At 32.0% G+C, this 25,796-nt stretch carries 38 protein-coding genes and 1 pseudogene; 14 read left to right on the forward strand and 25 right to left on the reverse strand.

Features of this window, described 5'->3' with window-relative positions; all coding sequences use genetic code 11:
• Window positions 1–15 precede the first annotated feature (15 nt).
• The 5 genes from NiCM35_RS07595 to NiCM35_RS07615 all read right to left on the reverse strand — a co-directional run bounded on the left by NiCM35_RS07595 (window position 16) and on the right by NiCM35_RS07615 (window position 2,572).
• Window positions 16–894 (reverse strand): DUF5677 domain-containing protein, encoded by an 879-nt coding sequence (locus NiCM35_RS07595; protein WP_433779104.1) that lies wholly within the window; start codon window positions 892–894, stop codon window positions 16–18.
• A gap of 258 nt (window positions 895–1,152) precedes the next feature.
• Window positions 1,153–1,605: a sigma-70 family RNA polymerase sigma factor gene (locus tag NiCM35_RS07600; RefSeq protein ID WP_433779106.1), complete on the reverse strand. Its 453-nt coding sequence runs from the start codon at window positions 1,603–1,605 to the stop codon at window positions 1,153–1,155.
• Window positions 1,606–1,611: 6 nt separating this feature from the next.
• Window positions 1,612–1,800, reverse strand: coding sequence for a hypothetical protein (locus NiCM35_RS07605; protein WP_433779107.1), 189 nt, complete (start codon window positions 1,798–1,800; stop codon window positions 1,612–1,614).
• A gap of 86 nt (window positions 1,801–1,886) precedes the next feature.
• Window positions 1,887–2,375: a hypothetical protein gene (locus NiCM35_RS07610; RefSeq protein ID WP_433779108.1), complete on the reverse strand. Its 489-nt coding sequence runs from the start codon at window positions 2,373–2,375 to the stop codon at window positions 1,887–1,889.
• Window positions 2,372–2,572 carry an XtrA/YqaO family protein gene (locus NiCM35_RS07615; RefSeq protein WP_433779109.1) on the reverse strand — a complete coding sequence of 67 codons (201 nt, stop codon included), beginning with the start codon at window positions 2,570–2,572 and terminating at the stop codon, window positions 2,372–2,374. The genes NiCM35_RS07610 and NiCM35_RS07615 overlap by 4 nt, the downstream gene beginning before the upstream one ends.
• A gap of 332 nt (window positions 2,573–2,904) precedes the next feature.
• On the opposite strand from NiCM35_RS07615, the gene NiCM35_RS07620 reads away from it, so the two are divergent.
• A complete protein-coding gene (locus tag NiCM35_RS07620; protein WP_172867330.1) occupies window positions 2,905–3,066 on the forward strand; it encodes a hypothetical protein in 162 nt (53 codons plus the stop codon).
• An 83-nt stretch (window positions 3,067–3,149) separates the two neighbouring features.
• Here NiCM35_RS07620 and NiCM35_RS07625 read toward each other — a convergent pair whose 3' ends face one another.
• Together NiCM35_RS07625 and NiCM35_RS07630 are read right to left on the reverse strand one after the other, a co-directional pair.
• Entirely contained in the window at window positions 3,150–3,512 is a 363-nt protein-coding gene (locus tag NiCM35_RS07625) for a hypothetical protein (protein WP_433779111.1), read from the reverse strand.
• 12 nt (window positions 3,513–3,524) lie between these two features.
• Window positions 3,525–4,331, reverse strand: coding sequence for a DNA adenine methylase (locus tag NiCM35_RS07630; protein ID WP_095259020.1), 807 nt, complete (start codon window positions 4,329–4,331; stop codon window positions 3,525–3,527).
• 213 nt (window positions 4,332–4,544) lie between these two features.
• Here NiCM35_RS07630 and NiCM35_RS07635 point away from each other — a divergent pair, with 213 nt between their 5' ends.
• Window positions 4,545–4,946, forward strand: a complete 402-nt coding sequence (locus tag NiCM35_RS07635) for a VOC family protein (protein WP_047944069.1) — start codon at window positions 4,545–4,547, stop codon at window positions 4,944–4,946.
• 98 nt (window positions 4,947–5,044) lie between these two features.
• Here the strand turns inward: NiCM35_RS07635 and NiCM35_RS07640 are convergent, their stop codons facing one another.
• The 11 genes from NiCM35_RS07640 to NiCM35_RS07690 form a co-directional block, all read right to left on the reverse strand.
• Window positions 5,045–5,818, reverse strand: a complete 774-nt coding sequence (locus NiCM35_RS07640) for a DNA-methyltransferase (RefSeq protein ID WP_047944068.1) — start codon at window positions 5,816–5,818, stop codon at window positions 5,045–5,047.
• Between the two features lie 101 nt (window positions 5,819–5,919).
• On the reverse strand, window positions 5,920–6,477 hold the full coding sequence (locus tag NiCM35_RS07645; protein ID WP_433779114.1) for a hypothetical protein: 558 nt from the start codon (window positions 6,475–6,477) through the stop codon (window positions 5,920–5,922).
• Between the two features lie 53 nt (window positions 6,478–6,530).
• Window positions 6,531–7,034 carry a DUF1064 domain-containing protein gene (locus NiCM35_RS07650; protein WP_433779115.1) on the reverse strand — a complete coding sequence of 168 codons (504 nt, stop codon included), beginning with the start codon at window positions 7,032–7,034 and terminating at the stop codon, window positions 6,531–6,533.
• Window positions 7,035–7,053: 19 nt separating this feature from the next.
• A complete protein-coding gene (locus tag NiCM35_RS07655) occupies window positions 7,054–7,926 on the reverse strand; it encodes a DnaD domain-containing protein (protein WP_433779117.1) in 873 nt (290 codons plus the stop codon).
• Between the two features lie 179 nt (window positions 7,927–8,105).
• Window positions 8,106–8,984, reverse strand: coding sequence for a recombinase RecT (locus NiCM35_RS07660; RefSeq protein ID WP_433779118.1), 879 nt, complete (start codon window positions 8,982–8,984; stop codon window positions 8,106–8,108).
• Window positions 8,984–9,931, reverse strand: a complete 948-nt coding sequence (locus tag NiCM35_RS07665; RefSeq protein ID WP_433779119.1) for a YqaJ viral recombinase family nuclease — start codon at window positions 9,929–9,931, stop codon at window positions 8,984–8,986. The genes NiCM35_RS07660 and NiCM35_RS07665 overlap by 1 nt, the downstream gene beginning before the upstream one ends.
• Window positions 9,932–10,034: 103 nt before the next feature.
• Window positions 10,035–10,247 (reverse strand): YqaI family protein, encoded by a 213-nt coding sequence (locus NiCM35_RS07670; RefSeq protein ID WP_061801140.1) that lies wholly within the window; start codon window positions 10,245–10,247, stop codon window positions 10,035–10,037.
• Between the two features lie 206 nt (window positions 10,248–10,453).
• A complete protein-coding gene (locus NiCM35_RS07675) occupies window positions 10,454–10,609 on the reverse strand; it encodes a hypothetical protein (RefSeq protein ID WP_167555745.1) in 156 nt (51 codons plus the stop codon).
• 13 nt (window positions 10,610–10,622) lie between these two features.
• A complete protein-coding gene (locus NiCM35_RS07680; protein ID WP_061801139.1) occupies window positions 10,623–10,886 on the reverse strand; it encodes a hypothetical protein in 264 nt (87 codons plus the stop codon).
• A 2-nt stretch (window positions 10,887–10,888) separates the two neighbouring features.
• The gene (locus NiCM35_RS07685; protein ID WP_172867339.1) at window positions 10,889–11,518 is read right to left on the reverse strand and encodes a helix-turn-helix domain-containing protein; all 630 of its coding nucleotides are present in this window, start codon (window positions 11,516–11,518) and stop codon (window positions 10,889–10,891) included.
• Window positions 11,519–11,566: 48 nt separating this feature from the next.
• The gene (locus NiCM35_RS07690) at window positions 11,567–12,268 is read right to left on the reverse strand and encodes an ORF6N domain-containing protein (protein ID WP_061801137.1); all 702 of its coding nucleotides are present in this window, start codon (window positions 12,266–12,268) and stop codon (window positions 11,567–11,569) included.
• A gap of 285 nt (window positions 12,269–12,553) precedes the next feature.
• On the opposite strand from NiCM35_RS07690, the gene NiCM35_RS07695 reads away from it, so the two are divergent.
• On the forward strand, window positions 12,554–12,829 hold the full coding sequence (locus tag NiCM35_RS07695; protein ID WP_061801136.1) for a hypothetical protein: 276 nt from the start codon (window positions 12,554–12,556) through the stop codon (window positions 12,827–12,829).
• Window positions 12,830–13,150: 321 nt separating this feature from the next.
• On the opposite strand, the gene NiCM35_RS07700 is transcribed toward NiCM35_RS07695, so the two are convergent.
• Window positions 13,151–13,339, reverse strand: coding sequence for a helix-turn-helix transcriptional regulator (locus NiCM35_RS07700; RefSeq protein WP_047944055.1), 189 nt, complete (start codon window positions 13,337–13,339; stop codon window positions 13,151–13,153).
• Between the two features lie 159 nt (window positions 13,340–13,498).
• Here NiCM35_RS07700 and NiCM35_RS07705 point away from each other — a divergent pair, with 159 nt between their 5' ends.
• From NiCM35_RS07705 to NiCM35_RS07715, 3 genes are read left to right on the forward strand one after another with little or no spacing between them, the layout of a single operon-like run.
• Window positions 13,499–13,912, forward strand: coding sequence for a helix-turn-helix domain-containing protein (locus NiCM35_RS07705; protein ID WP_047944054.1), 414 nt, complete (start codon window positions 13,499–13,501; stop codon window positions 13,910–13,912).
• A gap of 36 nt (window positions 13,913–13,948) precedes the next feature.
• Window positions 13,949–14,392 carry a hypothetical protein gene (locus tag NiCM35_RS07710; RefSeq protein WP_433779124.1) on the forward strand — a complete coding sequence of 148 codons (444 nt, stop codon included), beginning with the start codon at window positions 13,949–13,951 and terminating at the stop codon, window positions 14,390–14,392.
• Window positions 14,385–14,786, forward strand: a complete 402-nt coding sequence (locus NiCM35_RS07715) for a hypothetical protein (RefSeq protein ID WP_433779126.1) — start codon at window positions 14,385–14,387, stop codon at window positions 14,784–14,786. The genes NiCM35_RS07710 and NiCM35_RS07715 overlap by 8 nt, the downstream gene beginning before the upstream one ends.
• On the opposite strand, the gene NiCM35_RS07720 is transcribed toward NiCM35_RS07715, so the two are convergent.
• A complete protein-coding gene (locus tag NiCM35_RS07720) occupies window positions 14,766–14,993 on the reverse strand; it encodes a hypothetical protein (RefSeq protein WP_433779127.1) in 228 nt (75 codons plus the stop codon). The two genes, NiCM35_RS07715 and NiCM35_RS07720, sit on opposite strands and share 21 nt — an antisense overlap.
• A gap of 262 nt (window positions 14,994–15,255) precedes the next feature.
• Here NiCM35_RS07720 and NiCM35_RS07725 point away from each other — a divergent pair, with 262 nt between their 5' ends.
• From NiCM35_RS07725 to NiCM35_RS07740, 4 genes are read left to right on the forward strand one after another with little or no spacing between them, the layout of a single operon-like run.
• Window positions 15,256–15,834: an ImmA/IrrE family metallo-endopeptidase gene (locus NiCM35_RS07725; protein ID WP_433779129.1), complete on the forward strand. Its 579-nt coding sequence runs from the start codon at window positions 15,256–15,258 to the stop codon at window positions 15,832–15,834.
• A gap of 22 nt (window positions 15,835–15,856) precedes the next feature.
• Window positions 15,857–16,651, forward strand: coding sequence for a hypothetical protein (locus tag NiCM35_RS07730; protein ID WP_433779130.1), 795 nt, complete (start codon window positions 15,857–15,859; stop codon window positions 16,649–16,651).
• 35 nt (window positions 16,652–16,686) lie between these two features.
• On the forward strand, window positions 16,687–17,751 hold the full coding sequence (locus NiCM35_RS07735; protein WP_433779132.1) for a hypothetical protein: 1,065 nt from the start codon (window positions 16,687–16,689) through the stop codon (window positions 17,749–17,751).
• A gap of 13 nt (window positions 17,752–17,764) precedes the next feature.
• Window positions 17,765–19,246: a hypothetical protein gene (locus tag NiCM35_RS07740; RefSeq protein ID WP_433779134.1), complete on the forward strand. Its 1,482-nt coding sequence runs from the start codon at window positions 17,765–17,767 to the stop codon at window positions 19,244–19,246.
• 59 nt (window positions 19,247–19,305) lie between these two features.
• On the opposite strand, the pseudogene NiCM35_RS07745 reads toward NiCM35_RS07740, so the two are convergent.
• Window positions 19,306–19,644 (reverse strand): annotated as a pseudogene (locus NiCM35_RS07745) (sigma factor); the annotation flags it as partial.
• Window positions 19,645–19,992: 348 nt separating this feature from the next.
• Between NiCM35_RS07745 and NiCM35_RS07750 the strand changes: the two are divergent.
• Entirely contained in the window at window positions 19,993–21,924 is a 1,932-nt protein-coding gene (locus NiCM35_RS07750; RefSeq protein WP_433779135.1) for a fructose-1,6-bisphosphatase, read from the forward strand.
• Between the two features lie 202 nt (window positions 21,925–22,126).
• Here the strand turns inward: NiCM35_RS07750 and NiCM35_RS07755 are convergent, their stop codons facing one another.
• From NiCM35_RS07755 to NiCM35_RS07765, 3 genes are read right to left on the reverse strand one after another with little or no spacing between them, the layout of a single operon-like run.
• Window positions 22,127–22,264, reverse strand: a complete 138-nt coding sequence (locus tag NiCM35_RS07755) for a YrzI family small protein (RefSeq protein WP_082138421.1) — start codon at window positions 22,262–22,264, stop codon at window positions 22,127–22,129.
• Between the two features lie 22 nt (window positions 22,265–22,286).
• Window positions 22,287–22,439 (reverse strand): YrzI family small protein, encoded by a 153-nt coding sequence (locus NiCM35_RS07760; protein WP_095258116.1) that lies wholly within the window; start codon window positions 22,437–22,439, stop codon window positions 22,287–22,289.
• A gap of 26 nt (window positions 22,440–22,465) precedes the next feature.
• Complete coding sequence (locus tag NiCM35_RS07765; protein WP_095258117.1) at window positions 22,466–22,606, reverse strand: YrzI family small protein; 141 nt, start codon at window positions 22,604–22,606, stop codon at window positions 22,466–22,468.
• Window positions 22,607–23,062: 456 nt separating this feature from the next.
• On the opposite strand from NiCM35_RS07765, the gene NiCM35_RS07770 reads away from it, so the two are divergent.
• The gene (locus NiCM35_RS07770; RefSeq protein WP_433779137.1) at window positions 23,063–23,278 is read left to right on the forward strand and encodes a hypothetical protein; all 216 of its coding nucleotides are present in this window, start codon (window positions 23,063–23,065) and stop codon (window positions 23,276–23,278) included.
• Window positions 23,279–24,248: 970 nt separating this feature from the next.
• Here NiCM35_RS07770 and NiCM35_RS07775 read toward each other — a convergent pair.
• Complete coding sequence (locus NiCM35_RS07775; protein ID WP_095322344.1) at window positions 24,249–24,503, reverse strand: hypothetical protein; 255 nt, start codon at window positions 24,501–24,503, stop codon at window positions 24,249–24,251.
• A 471-nt stretch (window positions 24,504–24,974) separates the two neighbouring features.
• Between NiCM35_RS07775 and NiCM35_RS07780 the strand changes: the two genes are divergently transcribed.
• Together NiCM35_RS07780 and NiCM35_RS07785 are read left to right on the forward strand one after the other, a co-directional pair.
• Entirely contained in the window at window positions 24,975–25,364 is a 390-nt protein-coding gene (locus tag NiCM35_RS07780; protein WP_433779138.1) for a MerR family transcriptional regulator, read from the forward strand.
• Entirely contained in the window at window positions 25,361–25,762 is a 402-nt protein-coding gene (locus NiCM35_RS07785; RefSeq protein WP_433779140.1) for a hypothetical protein, read from the forward strand. Before NiCM35_RS07780 ends, NiCM35_RS07785 begins: the two co-directional genes overlap by 4 nt.
• Window positions 25,763–25,796: the final 34 nt, after the last annotated feature.

Here is a 25,796-nt window from a genome sequence, read left to right on the forward strand (position 1 = left end):
ATTCATAATTTTTTATTATTTTGTTAAACTATATTTAATAACTAATTTATCATTAATAATTTCCTTTTTTATACTACCTAATTCTTCTAGTAATGATTTTTTCATATCTTTAAACATCTCTCTCATTTTCTTATGTTGATAAACTGTTCCTTTTTCTTCTCCATTATACTGCTCTACTAAATAAGGAAATACTTCGTATTGTAGTTCTAGCGATTCCTTCACTAACTCATAACACGCTTTCTCAACCTTAGAATTTAAGAAGTCTTCTCCCTCTACAGTTACTACATGCTCGAAGATCTTAGTAAAAACAAATAAAGTAAACACCCTAGATAGCAATGGATAATTAATTTTTTTTAAAGTAAACAATAAATTATCATCCATATAACATTGAGATATCCCGAAATTACTGTGACTAAAAGTAGATAAAAATCCATAAAAATAATAATAGTAACCCTTATCTTTTCCTGCTTTAAATACTGTTGGGTTTAATTGTTCACCTACTACTTCTTTATCTCTATTCACTACTTTTCCATCTTGTTGGACAATGAAATTACCATAAAACACATTTAGTGGGTTAGTTAAAAATTCGTCCAACTTATCTTCATTTTCGTTTAAGTATCTGCAACTTAAATAATTTTCAAAAATGCTCCTAACCAATATGAACACATCTTCATTATTACCCAACTTTAATAAACTTCTAATGCTTTCTAATGTTTTAGTACTTTTTAATATGGAGAAATATTCATGATCATAAGTTAGTTTTTTTGTTTTTTTACCATGAATCAATAAATCTGCCATTCCGTATGGAAACGCTCCCCATTCAGCAAATCCCCTAGACCTATGCAAAAATTTTTTCATTAATTTATCTATTTTTATAATATATTTTTCTTCCACTGACTTTTCTCCCTTTTATTAAGCTAAAAATACCATATATCATATAATTAATATACAAAAAGACTCGTACAATTGCACGAGTCTTTTCTAAAAGTAGATATTAGGAGTTATCAGAAGAATAATCAAATAACAATCAAAAGGTTGTCGAATACTTTAGATAATTTATTTTTGATAATGTTATTATCTTAGACTAGTCTTATCGTTTCATTAATTTATAAGGAAAAATATGATGTAACTTTTAACATCCTCTTCTCCATTTTACACTGCATATTTTTCACCACGCAAAAGTTTGGAAAAAGTCGTATTTGTGCCGATTTGCGCCTTTATGTCAGCTCTTAATTTATCAACAGAATCTCTAGATATCTCTAAATGTACCGCTATTTGTTGCCTAGTCATTCCGCTTAGCATACAATCATAAACAATTTTGAGTATTTCTTTATCTAGAAAGTCTCCAGCACTTTCAATTGCAAAAACTTTTCGTCGATATTCTTGTAATCTCTTAATCTGCTTCTGTTCTCGAATATCCATATCTCTTAACTCAGCTTGGCTTTTTCCAGAACTCCCCTGCGGTAATGTTGCTTCAACTCCATATTGAGCAACTCCCCAGGATCTCATAGGAACAGATTTTCCATAAATAATTCTTTGAAGCCTTTCAATCTCTCTTTTCATCATTCGGTAATCCCTAATTAAGTCCGCAATATTTATCTCCATACATGATTACCCCCTTTGTCTTAATGCACCATTATGCCTTCTATATGTAGGTTTTCTTATGCCCATTAGCTCTTCTAAGTCTCTTTGTGAAAGGATTTCTTTCTTTTCTGCTACAGCCTTTTTCTTAGGTGATTGAGTCTTAAGATGTTGTTTTTCCCATTCTTTAAACTGTGTTTTTAATGGCGGTTTCATCATAATCACCTCAATTGGATAAATAAAAAGGACACCAAACGAAACGGTATTAACCGCTTGTTCAGTGTCCTCCAGCTGGCTGGTAGAACTTATTTATTGGAATATTTCTCTTTTAGTTCTTGGTATTCTTGATAAAAAGTGAAATCTGATTCCTCATAAACATTTTCAATATCTCTTAATTCCCTTATTTTTTCCAATTCATCATAGAGTTTTTTCTTTAAATCTTCATCCAACTGTGTATCCTTTATTAAAATTATTAAACTAAGAAAATGTAGATATAGATTTGTTCTGTAATTTTCTGATTCATACCAATATTTTGTTCCTATGCGCTCTCTGTATATCGGATAAAGTAATGCTACCAATAAAGACAGAGTCGAAAATGTAATTGCTTTAGTTGCTGTATCTAACGAACTATTCCTTACAAATAAAATAAAAAATATTACAAATGCTAATGTCACAACGGACATACGCATTACTGATTTATTAAATGGTTTGGCAAACTTCTTAAGTCTGTACACTAAGAATAGTTCATTATTCAACTTCCTTAACATCTTTTTATTAATTTCCTTACTCTTCAAAAATCTTCCCCCTCATCAAACTTAACCCGCTTCACCTTCCCTTGATGAGTAATGATTTTTGTCTCCCCATGTTCCGGTAGCCTAGCAAGCTTAGCTCGTCCATCACACACAACAATGGCAAAGCTTCCTTTTTGTTCCATTATATCAATTTCTAGGCGCATTGTACTAGCATTTATCTCTATTTCTTTAAGTCTCATGAGGATCACTTCCCTAGATTTATTTATCTGTTATTCTTGTTTGTTGGGTAAAATCCTATTTAATCTTTTACTTTCCTGAAATACGATTTTTTTATTTACTGCCCTTTAGTTATCTTATTTGCTTAAAAATCTAATTAATGGCGGCACTATTAACAATAGCGCAAGTGCTAAATAAGTAAGTTTCTGGTGTTTTTTATTGGATTCCAAACATATTTTTTAAAAAGAATCATCAATTTCCTTCACCCTTCCTTTCTGCTTCCAATATTACTAACTATCCTTCGTATAAATTCTTCTAATTTAGAAAAGATAAACTTAGAAGGAGGTGTACCGTTATGTCAAAAAATAATTCTGCCTTAGGACTTGGTGTATTAGCTATTCTTTTAACAACTTTTTATACTGCGATATTGGCCTCTCAATTAATGGCTACAAAACACAAAGTTGACTACCTTTACTTTAAAAACAAATTTAGTCATAAAGAAAAAACAACTAATTAATTGTTCTAAAAGCCTTCTTTATAAAAAGTGGGCTTTTTATATAGTCCTGTTCCTTTCTGCGGATAAGTTTCGAATTAAAAAGATTAGTCAATGATCTCCCAATATCTATTGGAAATCCCGTAAATAAAAATATCTTCTCCATTAATTTTCACTTCATATGCTTTTCCGTTAGGATAATCGTCTACTCCTTTAATAACGCCAATGTCATTTGGTTTTATAATTGTCGGTGGAATTGATTCGTCTTCTATATCTCTAACGTTCATTATTTTTATTGCTTTAATCTTTTTTCCTATCAATATGACACCCTCTTTCTTAGGTCTCTTACGCTTAAATTTTAAAGGTGGTTCGCCAGTACCCTTACAATTCTGACAAACCTTATTCCCAATCATCCCATGTCCATTGCACATCAAGCATACTGTCATATCTAACAGGTTTGTTATGCTCATAAAGGATCACTCCTAAAATAACGATTCTTGAAAACTTCCTTGTACTGCTGCAATCGGATTTATCCATAAAACTTCTTGCCTTTTTGCTCCTGCTTCGGCAGATACTTCCATAGTTACTCTTCGCCAATGAATTAAGCGTTCATCATAAACCTGATGTGCATATCCCGAAAGAATAACTGGACCAGGATGTTGGTCTAATATATCTAACAACTCAATATGATCTTCTATTGTCATTTCGTGTTTATAGTGTCTTTTAGTTCGAGTTTCCAAAATATAAGGAGGATCTGCATAAATGAGAACTTCTTTTCTCTGATACCTTTCAAGCAACTTTACAGCTGGTTGATGCTCAATTTGTGCTTCCTTTAAACGTTTAGCAACTATTATTATTTTTTCAGGAAGTTTACTCCATTCTTTTGCTACATCTGGACCATTTGAAGAAATAAGACTTCTCCATCCTGTTCTATCACTTGTTTTAGCTCCTATCGCTTGCCAGCACCTAACTAGGAATCTTCTTGCATCTTCGAGTTCATTTCCTGTCTCAAATTCATAGGAGGAATAATATTCTTCTCTTGAAAAAGGTGTCCATTCAATAAGTTTGGCTAACTTTTCCGGATTATCTCTTATGACTTTAAAAAGATTAACCACACTGCTATCCATATCATTTATTGTTTCAATACTTGATTTTGGTTTATTAAAAAACACTGCTCCGGATCCAAAGAAAGGTTCCAAGTATGTCTTATGTTCAGGCATATGGCTAATTATCCAGCTGGCCATACTCCATTTCGAACCTGGATAATGTAAAATTCTTGGTATCACCATTTTTACTCCTTTCTAACCCACATAAATTACTAAACTTCTTCAAATTCACATTTTGTATAACTAGATTCTTTTATTCCTCTCATTGCTACTAGTGATGGTGATCCGTAATGAACCTAGTAAACTTAATAATTCTTATATTATTTGAATAAAATAAAGGAAATTTTATCTTCTTAGCTAATAATTAAATAACGATTAATTTTAGGAGGTCTTATAATGGGTAAATTCACACCACATGTTGCAACCTTGGAAATTCCGGTTTCGAATCTAAAAAAATCACTAGATTGGTATTTAGCTATTTTTGACTTAAAAGTTCATTATCAAGATAGTGTTACTGCTATGCTTACATTTGAATCTAAAGGCGTACCAACAATCTACTTGGTCGAAACAGAAGAATTAAACAAACTATCATTCAAAAATACAATTACAGAAAACGTACATAGCATAATCGACTTCTTCACTCCTTCATTAGCCGAGTTTCATAGTTGGCTTAAAGAGCAAGACGTACTTGTCGGTACATTAAATATTGATCCCAACCACGGCTATGGAGGTTTTAGTTTTCAAGATCCTGACGGAAATTTACTTGGTGCAACAAATGTTTTGCATCCTGGGCAATAAATAAACTGCTTATCATATTAGAATTTCATATTATTTCTTTATCCTCTGTATTTTCCAAAGCATATCAAGTGGTAAAATCACTTGATATGCCTCCATCATTAAATATGTGTTTCTATCTTTACCATAGGTAATCCCAGATTTTTTCTATTTTCATTGATGCGTTCTAACCCAACCTCGCAATATTCTTTCTGTAATTCAAACCCTATCCATCTTCTATTTGTATTGTCACAAGCTACCGCCGTTGTAAATCCGCCCATACAATTATCCAAAACTATTTCCCCTTCATCTGTGTATGTTTTAACGATGTACTCAAAAAGCGACAAAGGTTTTTGAGTGGGATGAAAGGTTTTACTATCTCTTGGAAAATCCAAAACGCTCTTAGGAAAGTTTTTGTATCTTACATAATGTGATTTTGTTAATGTTGCATTTCGTTCGCCTAGAACTTTCATTTTAGGACTTTTTTTCACTTTCTTAGCCTGTATTGGTATTAAGCCCTGCGGATGATACGTTGGTAGTTTTTTATAAAATACACATACATTTTCATGATTTTTCAATGGCATTCGGTTTGCATTTGGAAATCCTGTTATATGATTACCTTTCTTCCAAATCCATTCGTATCGAAACCACTTCATATTTGATGCAATTAATGCCGTAGTAAACGGTTGACTCGCCGTAAGAACAATAGCACCATTTTCTTTAATAACCCTTTTGTATTGTTCCCAAAGTGGTTCAAACGGAATAATGCTATCCCAATTACATTGTGTCGTTCCGTAAGGAAGATCACATAGAATAAGATCGATTGAATTATCAGGAATAGACTTCATTCCTTCTAAGCAATCCATTTGATAAATAGTGTTTTCTTTTAAACTCATTTTCTTTTCTCCTCTCAAAGATGTATAATAGGTATTATCCGAACACCTGTTCTATCTTTGAGAGACTTTTAAAGTCTCTTATTCTATTAATCCCTCTTCTTTTAATCAAATAGGGATAACTGTTCATATCCATTTATAACTCGTTCTGTGACAACTATTTGCTCCTTCTCACTAAACTCTTGGTTATAAGTGTCTAGTACTTCCTCCATCTCTCCAAACCAATGGAGTGGAAAACATCCTCTAAAACCTTCGAATTGTCCGTTTTCGTATTGATCATAGAAGTAGCAGCTATCCACCAAATTAATCTTTAATTTCTGTTCTGGATACTCCACTTTCAAACGAATAAAATACTCTTTTAGCTCCGTTCCTCTATATCCTGGCTTCCTCCATACCAGCTGTGCTTTATAGACCTTCTCTTTGTCATAATCACTTACCAAACATGGTCCTTTCGGTTCTGCTGGCCATTCTTCTTTAATCTTTTTTATGATTTGAAAACACCTTGATTGGTAACAGCCCTTATGCGCTTTACTATCTGGGAATACCGATACATAAAAGTAGTTAGGACCATTAGGAAATAAAAAGTATGTTTGGCCCTCTATTAGTACTGTTGTATTGGCGGTATCCACGCATATTCCTTGGATTATTTCACTTGTATTCATAACTTTTACCTCTTGGGTATAGCACCCCATGTTGCTTGCTATACGGATTTTCCTTACGTACTTCTTGTTTGCCTAATCCTTCCTCGTATACTGTTAGGACTTGTAATACTTCGCAATCGAGACTGACTGCTTTTGTTACTACGACTCTTCTTGCCACTAACAGCACCCTTTCTTAGTTTTTTTAGTTTATCTAGCTCAATAAAGCCCAATGATTCCTCGTAAGCTAGTACCTTTAGTGGAATATCGAACTTGTATTCATAAATCTTTTTCTTAAGCAAAAACTCCTTTGTCTCTGCTCCTTTGATATCAATCACTTCCACGGATCCATCCAAGTTATGAATCTCAAAATCTGCTACATATTCAATCTTCCGGACTTTCTTTCCATCCTGTTTTGTATATGCTTCCTGAAGAAGAAATCTTGGTTGGCATTTAAAAGACTTAATTTGTTTTGCTTGTAATAGCCATTTGAGCTGCAAGTAATATGTAGCTTCGGCTTGGCTGTCAAAGGTGATATTATCTACCACTGTCTTTTTATTGCCATACTTATTTCTTGCCATATATGTGCTCCTTTCAGGCTCACTTCAATGCTCTTATACGTTCTTGTAGTGCAACTCTTCGTTTTTCTAATTCGTCAGAATCCATTTGCTGCTCTTCGTGAGAATTTTCGCTGTCCCAATACTCTGGTATTTTTTCTTTTCGTATAGGAGCAAAGCCCTTCTTTTGGCTAACTTGTTGCTGACGATTAGCCTCAAATTGTTCTTGCTCTTTTTGGACATCCTCAGCAGTTCGTATTCCTTTTTTAGACCAGCTATTTAAGATAGACCTGGCATAAGGATACTTGGCTCCATTCTCTGAAGCTTTACGGAATGCTAAGCAAATTACCTCTTCTTGTAGACCATCTTTGTCTATAAAGCTATTTATCTCCTGAATCTGTATTGGAGAAGGTTGTCCACTAAAGCAGATCATGTATTCATCAAAATAATTTGAACGCTTAGTAACAGCAGCTGTATTTGTTTCGTTTGGTTTAGTTTCTTTTCTTTTATTTAATGCGGAACTATCTCCGGCACTACCTACGGAACTACCCTCGGCACTAACCCCGGCACTATCTGCGGAATTTATTTCCGTAGGTTTATTTTCTTCGGAACTATCCGCGGAATTATTTTCCGTAGAGTAGAAGGAAATGACTCTATATATTGGAGCCCTTCCTCCTTTTCTAGAAATAAAATCAATTCTATTCTTTTGCTTCAATTCGTTTCTTACTTTTCGAAGGGTACGATCGGTTAAACCTGTCTTAACGCATAACACCGATTCGGCTACCGTAAATGTTTCTGCCCATGCAGCCTTATTATTTATGTGCATCAATGCATACCATAAATTAATCGCTGATGGTGACAGTTCATTTATTTCGAGCCAATCATAGAATGCGTTAAGCTCTTTTATGTAGTTCATGCTGTTTAACCCCTCCTATCTCCTATAACATATCGCAAAACCATCTCTAACAGATTTCACAACATAATCTGGATAATGTCGCATATACAGTAGGACAAGTGTCTTTAAATGGTCCCTATCCTGCGCTTCTTTAAACAGTCTTTCTGGCAAGAGCACACGATAAGGAACTTTATTACCTATCATTCAAAATCAATACTTCCTTGATCAAAACTAGGCTTTTCTTCTTTTGATTCATTATCTATTTCATAATCAATAATGTTTGCATTATCATCTATTGTTGATTCTTCTACTTCATCTGTTATATTCTTTAATTCACGTTCTTCATTTTCGTCTTCTGAAACAGCCTTCTGCATTTCAACAGAAAGAATTCCCCATTTACTTAGCATATTTCTCACTACCGTTTTCATGGCCATTGCATCATAATCAGACTTCCATACGTTATTCATAGCCTTCTTATCCTTCATCTTATTGTGCTTAATACGATGAGCTTCTACTTCATCTCTTGTCCAATAGACTGTCTTTTCAAAACCGTTTGTTAGTTTAAAAAAACCGCAATAACCGATTACTTTCTCACTAGCCTTTCCGTCTAGGTCTAACTCCAGTTCCTCCGTAATTCTGTTCCAACGCTTTAACTCACCTTCATATATAGGACTAACGTTAATATTCTTATATTGACCTGTCCTAAGGGCCAATTGGATATAGCCTTTATATCCTAATTGAAACTGCGCTGCTTTCACTCCTTTTTTTGAATCGTAGAAAGGAACAATCCATGCATAACCGAGGTTCTTGTCCACTGGTAAGTCTAATGATGCAGCAACCATTGCACTCGAGATAATAGACATTGGTTCTGCAGCTTGAAGCCCTGGATCTCCGTTATATAAGTTCAAAATAGAAGCCATAAACTGTGGTGCTTTTTTTGAAAGAACTTGTTCAAATTTCTTTTGCATGGTCGGTGTATTTAGCAAGGATTTCAACCCTAAATTTTGTGCTGATACTTGCTGTGGTGTTCCACTTTGTTTATTTGCTAATTGGTTCTTTAGCGCTTGATTAGTAGCCATTATTTAGCCTCCTTCACTGCGAATTTACGGAAGGAAGAAGGTTTCAACACATTCTTATAAACATCTGGGTACTTCTCTTTAAGTGTCTTAGTATCCACTCTGTTTTGAACTTGATTCTTCCAAGAAACGATGTAGCTATCAACTATACCTGTTTCAGCATCTTTTAACTCAGCTTTTATTTTGTTTTCAATTTCAGTCTTTGCTGTTTTAACCAGCTTTTCATCTGATTTAATCTTTTCATATTGTTCAAGTAAAGATTTATAATCTGCTGGAAGAATAATTTCTTTATCTTTCTCCGCTTTATCGTATTTTTCTTTTAAATACTGTTCAGCTGCACTCGAACCATCAAGTTCTGGTGGATTACCTTGCTGTACGTGGTGCTCCCAAAAATGCCTTTCTGCTTCGAAAATCATATGGATAAGTTCTTCATCACGCTCTATTTCTTTCCAAATAAACTTGTTACCACCGACTAAAACAGCAATGTATCCTTTTTCTTTTCCAGTTACTCCAAGATAGTGTTGGACCTGAACTAGATAAGTTGCTGGAATTTCATCTGCTTCCCACTCCTTAGCAAGATATGCTGAAGCTGTTTTACATTCTAAAATGGCGGATTCTCCAACAACCATGCGATCTAAGTTAGCCATAATATATGGATAATCTGGATGACTGTACATATAGTTGGAGCGACGTACCTTCTTCTCTGTTCTTTTTTCAAACTCTTTAGCAACCACATTTTCCATTTCATTTCCCCAGTAAATTGCCTCGTTACTGATTTCAGCTGGCTCAACTTGCCCAGTTTTTTCAAGCCATAATTCAAATGCAGTACGATATTTATTTAGTCCTAAGATTATCCCTGCATCACTTCCGCCTATACCTTTTGTTCTTGCTAATAACCAATCATGCCGAGACATTTCTTTCGTGGGAATTGCATTTTCATTAATTGCCATTAAACATTCCTCCAACATTGATTTTTTAATAGAATCTGTTTACTATAGAAGTAAGTGTTTTAATACATGTGCTTTACTTAAGCCCACTCTGCCAAGTGGGCTTTTATTCTGCTGTTTTGAAGATAAAACCAAACTCTTCATTCAAGTATCTCTGCAAATTACTTTGCAGAATGGTCTCTCCGTTATATTCAGCCACTGAATCCCCTTCAATAATTTCATCACCGTAATAATCTAATCCAGCATGTTCTATTTCTTCTTCCAATTCTGCTGGGTAACCAAGTTGATTGATTTGTGTAATTAGTGGATGTTCTAGCAATCTAATTCCTCCTTTCTATAACGTTATCAAAGATCAATGTGGTGCTTATTCACACCATGACAAACAGGAAAGTATCTTCAAATGAGGGGGATATTTGAATTTCCTATTCATCATGGCAGGAACAAGAGTTCTTGCCACACTGTTTTAAGAGTGATAAAATAAAGCTAATCTATTGTTTGAGATTGTGCAGTTAGTTAAGTTGCCGCTTAGCTAGCTGCTTTTTCTTTTTGTAAATCATAGATTTTCTTACGATATTGAAACTCTATATCAAGTAATAAAGCTGGATTAGCTTTCATTTCTCTACAAAGTTTACTTACTTCCCTAGCCTTCATTAATTTGCTTGCAGATAAGATAAATTTCATCTTGTTTCCCTCCTTATATTTTCATTACAATCGCAGATAGAATACCTTGGCTTTTTAATCTTTCCGTTACTTCAACTAGTTTTTCCCGGTCCACTTTTCGTTGCTCCAATCTCTTTAGTTCACGTACCGACTTTATATAATCAATTGCATATCTTTCTGCTTTCTTTAAATCTCCAAGCATTAATGCATGTTCACTTATACTAAGGCATGCCATAGCTGCTCTATGCTCTGCTATTACTTTTTTCTTGTCCTGCTCCAAGAATTGATTGATTTCCATATTTACCTCCCTGCACGTTCCTGGAAAAATGTTTCTTTTCTAATCGTTTCAAACTGTGATACAGACGGAATGATGACTCTGTCAGCAATCGCTTCTTGAATCCAGTTCTTTACGAGGATTTCGTAATCTAGATCCCAATTTATCCGAAGTGCAGCTAATACACAGTCAGATGCTTGTTGGACGTCTAGAACTTCTTCCGCATATTTAAGCATGTCATGCCTCATAGACTCTGAAATGGGATCGTTGTATCTTAGTTGTTTACTCATATGTAGCAATTTCTTAGCTGCTTCAATCGCACCAGTAGCTTGTTGAATAAAATTAGTTAATTGATTAGGAATTGATTGCAGAAGCCATGGATCTACTGGCGGTAATGCTAGTCCGTATATATGCTTGATTTTTTTCAATGCCGTATAATCTTTTAGAATGGAGCACCATTCTTGGGCAATTTCAAAGGGAACTTGCGATGTTCCTTGCTCCATTCTTGTTAATCTTTCAACTGTAATTCCAAGGGCTTCGGCCATATACTTTTTCGTGCGTTGTTCCTCTTGACGTGCCCGCTCTCTTGAAATTCTTAAGATATCTCCTATCGCTGAAGGAGAGTAAAGTCTTGTTTTGCTCAAAGTGTTCGCCACTCTGTTCGCCTCCATCTATTTAGTTTTCAAGAATACAATATTAATAGGTTAAGATACTTTTCTAGGTATCCAATTTTCGATATAGCGTAAAGCTGCCTGTAATTCTTTTCGTTTTACATCTTTATAACTAGCGACGCCAAAACGATCCTTTATTTCTCGGTAAAGTTCTCTAAATAATTTTGGCCGCAATTGAGGGTCATCACAGACTTCATATACTTTGGTTGCCACACCTTTTTGAAGTCTTCGTTGCTCTCCATAATCTAAGGTTATTTGTTCGTCTACCTTCTGATCTACTTGACTAATTAATTTTCGAATTTCATGTTGTTCTTTAATTATGGACTCATGCCCCTCAACCAAATCTGCTGTAGTTCGTAATACAGTCACAAGTGCTTGGTCTTTTGATAATGGAACAACATTTTCCTGAATGGTATAGTACTCATCAACTAACATTTCATAGGCATCCCATGCCTGATCAGTATTGAGTGACTTTGCATGAAGCCATGCCCCTTTTTCAGTCCATAGATAAAGTTTGTTTACTCTGTTTAACGATTCATCAAATTGATGATTCCTTTTAAATTCTTTTAAATCTGTTCCTTCTAGAAGGAAGTAATGTTTCTCTGCCTTGTATCTGCTGATATTACGCCCGAAATTATTATTAATAATTCTTGGTTCAGTTCTATAAGCTTCAGCTAATTGAACAGTAGTTAAAACTCTTTTTCCATTTAGAATAGTTGGTTCTAATTGATTCATTACATGGCCTCCTTGTTAGTTTTTAAGGATTCCTTTTTTAGTTTATCGCTGATAATTCGGTAAATTATTTTGTGGGCTTCCCTCTCTGCTAATTTATAATTGGGGCCCTTAATGACTGTTACTTTCACTTTGGTACCACCTTTCTTACTACCTTTTGTTATATTTTTAAAATTACAGTCTGAAAATTTCACATTATTCATTTGTTAAAGCCCATTAACGCTTTGAAACAATAGAAGGATTTTCCACTTCCTTGTCGAATTTTGACACTGGAAGGAGGTGGAGAAGTTGGATAATAATAATCAATTGAGTTTTCAAGATTTTCTACACTACTTTACAAATTTTTGTTCAGAAGATCTTATTAACAAACACGCTGAAAGTTTTAAGCAGGCGTTAATTGATAAATCTGATGATGGTAAGCTTGATTTAACAATTAATGAAAACTTACAATTTGTTTTTAAAGAATTTTTCCTAACGTCGACTATGGCTAATCTTGAAATTTTGAATGAATATCATCGTTTTCTTCTTGCAAACGTTGACGAAATTCTTTCCCAATCTGACTAAAATCTAATTTCTTTACATCCACTAAAACAGGCAGTATACTAACTTCTTTTTCAGCAGCATCTTTGTGTGGTGTAACTAATTCCAAGACAATTTCAAATGACTCTAAGCAAGTCATTGTTTTTAGAACTTCTTCTAGTTGATCAGCCGCTAACTGAATTAACTGTTGAAGTTCTTCTAAATTTGAAATTTTGTAGATGCTGGTATTTTGTTTACTTATGGGAATCGCCTCCTATTCTGAGTTGAGTTACCTGCTGTCTAATTTGTTCTATCTTTTGGTTCAAATCGTCACCACCTCTAAATAAAAATACACACTTCGTGACATTAATCTTCAAAAAAAATTATCCAGTCGAAATCTAAAGCCTGAGAGATTTTTTTGGCAACAGTTACTGATGCATTTCTATCTCCCGACTCTATCATTGCATAAGTTGATCTTGCTATTTCGGCTTGTTTAGCGACCTCCGATTGAGTTAAGTCTTTCTTAACTCTTAAATCAATTAACCACTGTCTCATAAACCGCCTCCTCTCTCCATGTCACATAATGTGTAACTAAAATATACTACACATTATGTGACTTGTAAATATAAAATTACACATTTTGCAGAAAAACTTTTCAAGTCACATTTTGTGACGTTATAATAAAATAAAAGTATGGAAGGGAAAGGAAAATACATGCTTGGTAAAAGGCTCGAATCATTAAGAAAAAAAGCCAAATTAAGACAAGAAGATGTTGCTAAAATTATTGGTGTAGGTAGAACTACATACGCTATGTATGAACAAGGAAACCGTCAACCTGATTATGATACCTTATTAAAAATATCTAAATTTTTCGAGGTAACTACCGATTATCTAATTTCAGGACATAATAATATAACTATTGCAGGTCAGCAGATTAACCTTACTGAAGAAGAATATAAAATTTTCGAAGAACTGAAGAAACACCCTATCCTTTTCCATGACCTTGCTAAAGATCCAGAAAAGAAAATTAAAGAACTCATCAGATTACAGAAAGCTAGAGATATGTTTCTAAAAGAAGATGATGATGAGAAAAAGGGATATGGATTTGGAGAGTTGGATGATGAATAATACTAACTCTATTATTATTTAAAGTTGGTGATTGTCTTGGAAGGTAAACCAGTTAGCATTGAAATTAAACTATGGAGCACAATATATACTGTTATTTCGGTCATAGCTACTTTATTCACTATATATTTTGCAATTATAAACTTTAAACCAACTATAGTCATAATAATCTTGCTCTCTTTAATTATCATTATACTCAGTGTTCTAATATTTAAAGGATATTTCCTTATTAAGAAATATGCGAAGAATTATAATGACCTATTAACTAGACATAATAAAGCAAAGGATAATCAAGATAGTTTAGAAAAAATGATAGAACAAAAAAATAATGAGATAGACCAGCTTTATCATAGTTTATCCATACAAGATGCTAAAAGCAGCTTACTATTTCATATTTTATATCAGAAAGAAGACAAACCAAATGAAACTACGTTAAAAAATGCTCTTAATATAGATTCAAAAGGAGTAATAAATCATGACTGATAAATTTAAAATTGTAAAGATTATTGATGAATACACTGTGATAATTAACGCTGGGTTAAGTAACGATGTCAATATCGGTGACAAATTCCAAATATTAGATGAAGAAGGAAGCGAAGTTAAAGATCCCGATACTGGTGAATTATTAGGTTATATGCATTCAATAAAAGATACGGTTATAGTATCAGAAGTTCAAGAAAAAATGTGCTATTGTAGTAGTAACTCTCTTACAAGCGACGCTCTCCTGTCAAGTATTTACAAATTAGGAGATAACTTGAATTTGTCGCAGAAAAAACGATTAAATATTGATTACACTCAAGTAACAGGTGGTCTTAGACTATCAAATAAACCAATACAGGTGGGTGATACTGTTAAATTAATAAAGACTCCCAAATAGAATTTTCCATATAGTTAATCTTTGATTGTGTTTATTTTCTAATTCTTCTTTTATTTTTTGAAGTTCTATATCTTTTAAAGCCTGGAATGCCTTTGCTTTAACTATCTCTTCATTTGTAAGCTTTAATGTTGAATTTGCTCTTTTTTCTGCTAGTTCTGAATATAAAGAATAGTTCTTTGAAAATTCTTGTTCAAAACCTTTTAACATATTTAATTCACCTCTTTTGTATATAATTATACAAAACTAAGTCAATCCTATAAAGTTTTCTGTGACTTAGATTAGTAATTTAAAACGATAATAACACGATTACTTGTAATCGTGTATATTTTTAACATACATATGGTAATTAAGCACTAATTTTGGATTTACAGGAAAACAGGTCTATATACTCGTCTTTTCAAAATAATCCTTCAACTTCCTTCCAAAATTAATTGAAATCTATGAAAACATCTACTATAGGAGTTAGATAATGCAACAAATCAAGACAACCACAGATAGATGGGAGAAAAAAGCAAATATAGTCCTTTCACATTTTAACTACCTACAACCAGATGAAATTGATATGTACGATATTTGCTGGCGGTATGGAGTCAATATAAAACCATTAGACGTTAACTTCTTTGACTCTAATTTTGATTATGAGTCTATCAAACATCTAAAATCCTACGCTATTCCTGACTCTGTGGGTAGACGCGGCACTATCTTCATTCAACCAGAACTTGACCCTATTGAAAAAAGACTTCTTCTTGCAGAAGAGTTTTGTCATTGCTATTCCCACTATTCTTCACAGCTGCTAACTGATGAGTATATTCGCAACAAACAAGAACACCAGGCTAAACGAATGGCTGCCTATCTGCTTATGCCTAATAAATTTTTAAAGGCACTATATAAAACCGCCATCAATGAACCAATCCTTATTTCTGACATTGCGGATCACTTCCTTGTGACAGAGGAATTTGCACACTATCGCTTGGAATTGATTTATCAACATAAGGTAGATGGGTTTGTTCAGATTAAGGAGCGATTGTGGAGTTTGGAGATATTTTAAATACAATGGAGGAAATTATATTTTGGATTCACACATTACTGAAGTAAGCACTATTATTTTAAATTTTATAAGTAAGCCATGGGCAGTAGTAACGGCAATTATTTTAGCACTAACTCCTTACTTCCCTGTTATCAAGCAAATCAATAAGTATAGCACTTATAGCGACTTTGATGCATTGTTTATTCCTAAACATGAGGCATTAACAAGAAAATTTGTTAGATCATTAGGTACAATAATATTTATTGTTCTTGCTTATTTATTAATGGGTATACTAGTAACTTTTGCTCTAAGTTTTCTTTATCAATTAATTTCAAAGCAAGAAATATCTAATATGATTATGATTGTAATTCTCTTTCTCTATTGTCTTACCAGTATCCCGATGCTTATTAATTTCGTCATTATGGGCCTAAAACCCACTAACAAAATTAGAAAAACACATGATAAGATTAAAGAAATGAAAATATTTTCAGTAAATTTTTATATTAATTATACACTCAGTATTATATTTCAAGGTGCAATGACTTTCGCCTTCATAGTCCCAGGAGATACTGATTTGTCTTCTTGGTTTAGTGTGCTTTTCCATCCTATTTTTCTATTATTTTTATATAGATACTATTTTAATTCATCAGCAAATAAAATTAATTACAAAGTTCAAACAATTACAAAACAAGAGTTCAATAACTCTAACACAATAATGCAATATACCCTTGATCAAGATAGATTAGTATTCAAGAGTGAAAATAGTGAAGATGAAAGTTATTACCTTCTTGATCGAAGCAATGAAACATTTTATAAATATAGCCCAGTACAAGAATAAATTCATAAAAAATTCGCACATAAAGGATGGTCATTATGTCTACAATTACTGAAAATGATATTCAACAATATATGTCAGTTTATCAAATTGATAATATAACAAACACTATAAATACAGCTAATATTGGGACTACAGATTTTCAGTCTTTTTTAAATAAAGTTTGCATACAGGATCTAAATGCTAAGAACAAGAAAAGTTATAAATATTCTAGATCAGCTACCGAGCTTGTTCAAATAGTAAATTCTATAATAGATAATCTTAACGAAGAAAATTTCATGTCGATTTTCGAATCTAAAACAAAGAGGCTTGCGGAAAAGTTACTTTATGCTCAAAAATTATCAATGCAAAGATATCCAAATGTACAAGCTCCTAAAAAAGGAAGTTTAGCTGTTGTCCTTTTAATTGAAGAAGAAAAACTGGATATTTTAATTTCTAAAATAGATCAAGCAAACTTTCTTAATCTAGAAGATTCAACTTATAAAGCTGGTTTACCAGAAGAAAAAGCAACTCAAAAAACGTGTAGTATTTCTTACAAACTAGAAGACGAAAAATATGAGCTAGTAAGTATTGAAGTTTCAGATACACAAGCTAAAATAGCCACTTTTTGGTCCACAGATTTCTTGGAACTTACTGAATTACATAACAATGAAAAGAACACACTAAATGCATTTAATGCAATAGATAGTGTTCTTACTAATTATGTAAAAAAGAAATCACCCCGTGATTATACAGAGTTTAGAAACAATTTGACCGGTTATTTTACTACAAATACATCATTTAAACTAGATGATATGATAAACTACGTTATAGGTGATTATAAGCCTTCAAGTATTGATGTAAATACAGAAGTTTTAAAGAATAAGTTTAAACAATTACCAACGAATAAGAATTTTGACGCTGCATTTGATATTGATAATACAAGAATTAAAAATAGATTTAAACGTTCTTATAAAGTTTCTGATAAAATTGAACTACGCACATCAGATTATATAGAAGATCTAAAAAAAGTAATTTTGGCTAAAGAAGATGATGAATCAGGAGAAAAAGTATTAGTCATTAAGAACATAAGTAATAAATTATATGAACAATTTAAAGAATAGAGGTGAGAATTAAGTGATAAACATATTGGATTCATTTCAACAGTACTCTTCAAATATAAAAATCCTTGATAAGTCTGAAACATTTGAGTCCTATAAATTGGTTTTTGAACTTTACGACATACAGGAAGAATTAAAATGGGATGAGTTAGTCTCTTTGCTTCCTCATGTCAATTCTCGAGACTCTGTAACTTTAAATCTATCTATTGATGATGGAGAACCATTTTCATTTCAGATAAATAATTCAACTGTTCCTGATTTTTTGGTTTTGGAAAGTATTAACAAAAATATTGAGTCTGATTCTATTTTAAAGTTTACTTATGAGATAACTAAAAATATGTCAAATAATATCAGATCAATATATGATATATCCTTAATTTATGAATATTTAAATAGCAGGAAATTAAAATTTTTATTAAATATTATTCAAAAACATGTGGATTTCGATCATTATAATGTATTTGAAGTCCAAAACGATGCGGAATCAAAAGTTTATTTTAGAAGTAATCTTTTTATTATAGCTTCACAGAATATTCAATTCCAAAACAACAACCCTTTCTATTTAGACCAAAGAAAAAAAACACTTGAACTTCGAAAACTAAATACAAATCCGCAAATGTTATCTGACTATCAAGTTATACCTGAAGACTTTTTGAATTTAGAGAATTGTTGTAATAATTTATCTAATCTATTCAACAAACTAAAAATAATTTTTTCCGCATCATTTTTAGCAAATGCATCAGATATCGTTAATAACCAGGATTTTCAATTTTCTTTTATTGGACATAAGTTTGTTGATTTTAAAGTTAACTTTCAAACAACCAATTTTTTAGAATGTGATGTATTTTATAAAATTTATCAGTGGGTATACAGTAATGAAGATATCCATGATAAGCTAGATCTTTCTAGAAATATCATTTCAAGATATTTGATCTTAGAAACCAATAAGTTAATTTTAATAAATGATACTTTTAATTCCATTCAGTCTGCTCATGCAATTTATTTAAAAGAAAATGTTGAAAAATATATTGAAACAAAAAATAAAGTTGCAGAAGTTGCAACAGAACTTTCAATCAAAAGCACTGAAATTTCTCAATTTTTCATTGCAGGATTCAAAAATAACAACTTAACAGTATTAACATTTTTCACATCTATTTTTATATTTAACTCATTATCCGATAATTTTTTGAAAAACTTATTTACTGGTCAAATATATTATTTATCATTAGTATTTTTGTTAATTTCTGTAATTTACCTTTTTATTATCAGATGTCAATTAATGAATGACTTAAAGAAGAATATTGTTTACTTTTACAGAATTAAAAGAATATATAGAGATCTTTTTGATAAAAAAGAACTCAATAACCTGTTCAATTATAGACACTTAAGGGATACTAAAAAGTATGTACTCAATACAGTAAAGCGATATACATTTTTATGGTTAATTGAGGTCTTAATCCTATTGATAACTATAATTTTTTTCAATTTATTTTTATAATAAATAATTAAGGCGAGTTATCTTTTTTGTTACTCGCCCTCCCCTACTGTAATAAAGTTTTCATTCTCAATACATCGAGCAGCATAAGTAGCTAATTTTGTTCCTTTTCCTTCAGAAAAGCTTTCTATCCCTTTTATTAGTCCAATGGTTCCAATCGAAATTAGATCCTCTGAATCTTCACCTGTATTTTCGAATTTTTTTACAATATGAGCAACTAAGCGTAAATTATGCTCTATTAACATATTTCTTGCATGCGAATCTCCTTCAGCCATCAATCGTAAATATTTTTTTTCATCACTCGCTGATAATGGTTGGGGAAATGCATTATTCTTTACATAGGACACAAGAAAAACTAATTCTTTGAGTAAAGCTCCAATTGACAATAAGATTCCAGACATTTTTCCACCTCCACATTCAAGGACATTTGCCTATACTTCATTACTATGTGAAAAGAGAGTAGGTTTTGCATGTCCAACCGACAATAAACTTTGGAAAATATATTTTATTTTGGTTTATTGTCTGCATATTGTGGGTAGTGTCAGGAAATACCTTTCTACGATAAAAAAGAGCTGTAAAGGTTCGATTTGCTGCTAGTAGTTCACAGGCTGAACATAGAAGAATCTCCCAGTTTGCTACGAGGCTACGTTTTATTTTCCATTTATTATTAAAATCTTATTAAAATCTTTTTATTACCTTGTATAATACATATATTAATAACTTTTTTCTATTACTCGGGGGTGGACCAAATGGATACGAAATATTTAGATTTGCTTACAGAAAAGTATGATTCGGAAGAAAAAGTAGTAACAGAAATCATCAATCTGGACGCAATATTAAATCTTCCTAAGGGAACGGAGCATTTTGTCAGCGATTTGCATGGTGAGTTTCATGCTTTTCAACATGTATTAAGAAATGGTTCAGGAAATGTGAAAGAGAAAATTCGCGATTTATTTAAAGATGAGCTTTTAAGTGCTGAAATCGATGAATTCGCCACTTTGGTTTATTATCCAGAAGAGAAATTGAAAAGAATAGTGAATTCATTTATACATACGAAAGAACTAGATAAATGGTATGCAGATACCATTGAAAGAATGATTCGCTTAGTTTCTTATGCATCCTCCAAGTATACCAATTCCAAAGTTCGTAAAGCATTACCACAACAGTTTGTTTATATTATTGAAGAATTATTATATGAAAAAAATGAATTAAATAATAAAACAGATTATTATTCAAGCATCATTAACAGAATAATTTCACTAGGACAAGCTAATAAACTAATTATCGGACTTTCCTATACTATTCAAAGACTGGTTGTCGACCATTTGCATGTTGTTGGCGATATATACGACCGGGGGCCTTATCCTGATAAAATTATCGATACATTAATGGATTATCATTCCGTGGATATCCAGTGGGGTAATCACGATGTTCTATGGATTGGTGCATATGCAGGATCTAAAGTCTGTCTTGCTAATATTATTCGGATATGTGCTAGATATGATAATTTAGATATTATTGAGGATGCTTATGGGATAAATTTACGTCCACTCTTAAACTTAGCAAATAAATATTATAAAGATAACAAAGCTTTTCGTCCAAAAATGAATGCCAAAGAAAATACAGACGAAAATATTTTACAAATCACAAAAATTCACCAAGCTATTTCTATTATTCAATTTAAACTTGAAATACCTATTATTAAAAGGCGACCTGATTTTCAAATGCATCACCGCCTGCTTCTAGAAAAAATTGATTATGAGCATAATACCATAGATTTAAACGGTAAAATTTATTCGCTTGAAAATACCTGTTTTAATACAATTGATCCGAAAGATCCATCTCTCCTTTTAGAAGAAGAAGAGCAAGTTATCAATAAACTGCTTTTTTCGATTCAACATTCTGAGAAACTAGCAAAACATATTCATTTTCTTATAAATAAGGGGAGTTTATATTTAAGATATAATAGCAATTTATTAATCCATGGTTGTATTCCATTAAATAAAGATGGATCAATGAAATCGATGCGTATAGACGGAAAAGATTATCGAGGAAAAGAATTATTTGATCTATTTGAATATTATTTACGTTATAGCTTTAATCATCCTGAAATAACTGATGACTTTGCAACAGATTTAGTTTGGTATTTATGGACTGGGGAAAATTCCTCGTTATTTGGCAAAAAAGATATGACTACATTTGAACGTTATTTTATTAAAGAAAAGGAAACACATAAAGAAAAAAAGAATCCTTACTACTCCTTACGGGAAAACGAAGAGGTCTGCCGCCATATTTTGGAGGAATTTAATTTAAACCCTGATCAGGGACATATTATAAATGGTCATACACCTGTTGCAGAAATTAATGGAGAAAATCCAATTAAAGCGAATGGAAAAATGATTGTGATAGATGGCGGATTTTCCAAAGCCTATCAATCTAAAACAGGAATTGCCGGCTATACCTTATTATATAATTCCTATGGCATGCAATTAGTTGCCCATAAGCGCTTTACTTCAAAAGAAGATGTGTTAGAAAATGGCACCGATGTCTTATCGGTAAAAAGAGTAGTAGACAGAGAATTAAAACGGAAAAAGGTACTTGAAACAAATGTAGGGCAAAAGTTACTTGAGCAAATGAATGATTTAAATCGATTATTAGAATATCGCTATCTAAAAAAATAAGAAAAGAACAAGCAGTGTGGCTTACTGTTTCCCACTGTTTGTTCTTTTCTTATTTCTTCATGCTTGGTGGCTTGCTACATTATATTTCTTTCCCTACGTTAGTCTGTGTCTTTATCCGCCCATAAGATTGATTGTCGACTCTGTAAAATAATTAAAAACATTTTTATCCACCTCTCCTTAATTTTTATTTTTTTCTATTTTTTTAGAAACGTATGATTGAATATTGTTTTCTTCTATTTTCTTCCATGATTTCTTCAATCATTTGCTGATGAGTAATTTCTTCGGCTGTCATCTTTTTGGGATGAACGGTAATGGTAAAAAACAGCATATTTATTATCATAGTTAATACCTCCTATTTATTATTAGTAATGGAAATTTGAAAAATATCCAGAACGAATTTGCTTTGTTTTCGTTTCTTCGAATATTTGCTCGATCTCCTGTAAATGATTCTGTTCTTCTTCCGTCGGTCTTTTCCTATTTATAGTTATGGTAATAAAGAAAATATTTAAGGTCATGTCTTCACCTCCTATATGTGAATGTTTTACAACCTATAGCCCATTTCATGGAGTTTTCTGCGATTTTCTTCTATTCTCTTTTCCATTTCAATTTCTTGTAAAAATTCAGCATTTGTATATTGCTTTTTCTTAAACGTAACTGTTAAAAAAATTAGATTTAATGTCATTTTTCTTTCACTCCTAGTTTAAATTTTTCCATAAATGGAATTTTTTTCTGGTGAGTGCACAAAAAAACCGCAAATAGACTGATCTGCGGCTTAAAAAGGGCATAATAAAACCGCAGGACACGACTACCCTGCGGTTGGATAATTTTAGTTAAATGAAAACTAAGATAAATAATCCCATTCCGAAGCGGTTGAATTCGTGTACGTTAAATATTCAATTAGTACTACATTGTTTAATTCTGGTAAAATTCTGATCATTTTATTCAACCTCCTTCGATTTTTTTTGTTCTCACATTGGTAATTATATCCTCGAATGCCAATCTTGTAAACCTTTTTTTAAAAAAATGGATATTCCACACGCTTTTTTAGGGTTTTTGTTATTCCTGTGTGCTGTTCAAATGGAAGGAATAATGTTATTTCATTGATGTACACATATACATGCACCAGGGGAAAATCTTAGTGTGCAAAACTCGAGGAGGTATCCGATTACCAAGCAGTATTTCTCCAAAATCAAGGAAGGTACTTGATTTTAAACTGCCAAACGTGGAAAAGGAAAGTAATTTTCAATTCGTTGCTTTTCCCTTTCGAATCCAATTTGGTACAGAAAATTATAAAAGTCAACAAACCTTTGGTTCTTTTAGATATTCATTCAAAATAGCGATTGAATATAGTTAGAGGGATAATAAATTGTTTAACATAATTTGTATTTACAATTATTTTTATCATCATTATGTTTTTAACTATGGTTAAAAACAGTAAAAGATAATTCAAAAAAATAATACCTCAAAAATTTTTAGTTAGAATGACTTTTAATCACAAACGTTAAATTGTGAAAAGGGTAATTGAAGAATTAGTTATTGTAGACAGTGAGACTATAAATAAATCTTTTAATGTGGAACTATTATTATTAAGAATGAATCTTCTAAAACTTATATCGTTAAAAAGAGGGATAAAGCCACAAAAATTGCTAAAGCACTTAATACTACTCCTGCTAAGTTTAAAAGAGGTTAAGCCTTCTAAGAAAAACTGGAATTTAGACTATCCTGAAGACAAAATGCTATAAAATGATCTGAATAGATATGTTATACAATATGATTACCTCACACATCCCTGTTCTTTGGAATGGGCATTTTTTCTTTATTAAATCAAAAAATTAAAGAAATATTTCATACTTAGAGTTAATATGAGGATAATAAAATACAAAAAGGGAGAGAATTGGAAATGAACAGATATAAAAATAGTATAATTTTTTATTTTATAATGATAGTTTTTTTTGTAGTGTATGTGAAGTTAGTAGGTTATGTGTTCAATAGATGGATTCCATTAAGTCCGACAGCTGATTTATTTACTATTATAATTATTGGGCTTATTGTTATACCGATATCCGCAATCTCTGCTCATCATTTAATAAAATTAATCCAAAAGTAATGAAGGCTTTCCTTTTTACTGGCATTATTGTTGTAGATGCAGCATTTTGCAGGGTGATCATTATGGTAAATAGTTCCATTTATTTGGATTGATTATGTTACCTGGACTGTTAAAGAGAAATATCTAATATTTATTTTGACTAAAATTAAAAATCGTAGAAAACCTTCACCTTAATTGGTGAGGTCTTTTTTAATCAAAAAAAATAAGGCACAATGCCTTATTCTTCTTCTTCATAAGGTTTATGTTTGATTTCAATGGTACGTTGGTCATCGAAACCAACTACAGGATGTAGATTATAAGATGTGTGTTCAAAATCTACATGAGAATTAGAAACTGTAAAGATAGTAATTGTTTCATTATCTGAGTCAACAACTGAGTATTTAAATTCATTGGCTAAATCTTTGAATAAGGAATATTCTTCGTGGATTGTTACAACCCAATTATAACCTATTGTAAATTGTTTTGTTTTCATAATACCTCCAAATATGGTCATTTATACCTTTTATTGTAAGTGATTTGGTGAAGTTTGGCAATTAGAAGATTTACTATTTGGTATCTTTTTTATTATGTTTTTTATTATTTTAAAGTAAACTAAAACCATTGGTTGGTCATGGTGATTAGTCTTATTACCAGAAATTAATGCTGTGTCTCATGCATTAGAATTTAAGCCTAAGTTAATAGAAATGATGTTAGAGGGACAACAAGGTATGTTAACTATTTTTAATGAAAAAAACAAGAATAATGATAAATTCGAAAAAAGTTGCAATGTATTATAAAAAACTAGTTGGATGTTGTAATTACCGGCAGCTAATGTATCAGATTTGGTGATGAACAGACAATCATTAATTTAAATTTCCTAATAATAAAAGTAAAATTGAAAAAAGTCCTTGCTTTTGACGTAACGTCAAGTGTTAAAGTTCAATATGAAAGGGAGTGATAACAAATGTCAATGGAGAAAAATTACTCTATTGGAGAATTTGCAAAGCTAACTGGAGTCACTGAACGAACACTGCGTCACTATGATCAGATGGAGCTATTGAAACCTTCTGGATACACAAAACATGGACATCGGATCTATAACAACAATTCCATCGCTCAGCTTCAAAAAATATTATTACTAAAGTTTTTGGATTTGTCACTTGGAGAAATTTCAGAATATCTTAAGCAACCGGAGCAAAATTTAGCAATGACACTGGTCAATTATGCACAGATGCTGGAAGAAAACGAAAACAGATTGAAACGGTTTTACAAGCCATTACCCGCGTTCAAAGTATCGTTTCCGGACCCGAACCCGTCAATCACGATTCGTTGCTTGTACTCATTCATGCTTTGAAAAATGAGGAAGCTCGAAATCGTTGGATTAGTGAACATTCGTCCGATTCGGTGCATAATAAGCTACACTCGCTTACTGTGCAACTTGAATTAGAAAAGGAAATGGCCACATGGACTGGTAAAATGAAACGATTTATTCAAGAAGGAAAGGCACCTAATGATACTAACGTTCTTGCACACATTGAAGAGTTGGTATCTGTTATGAAACCTAAAGTAGAACCACTATTAGATGATGTAGCGAGAAAACAGCTCGAAAATAATGAAGGTTCTTTTGAGGAGCCAAATCCTTACTTATTTCCTAGTGCTTTTAACAAAGAAGAAGAGATGTTTATAGGAAAGGCTATGGATGAATTGATTCGCAGTAAGGTATATCTTAATCAGCAAGATAATAGTAATTGATTATGTTCATCAAATATTCTCCAGCAAGGGGATA

This window comes from Niallia sp. M35 (assembly GCF_050971705.1).
Taxonomy (GTDB): domain Bacteria; phylum Bacillota; class Bacilli; order Bacillales; family Cytobacillaceae; genus Niallia; species Niallia circulans_A.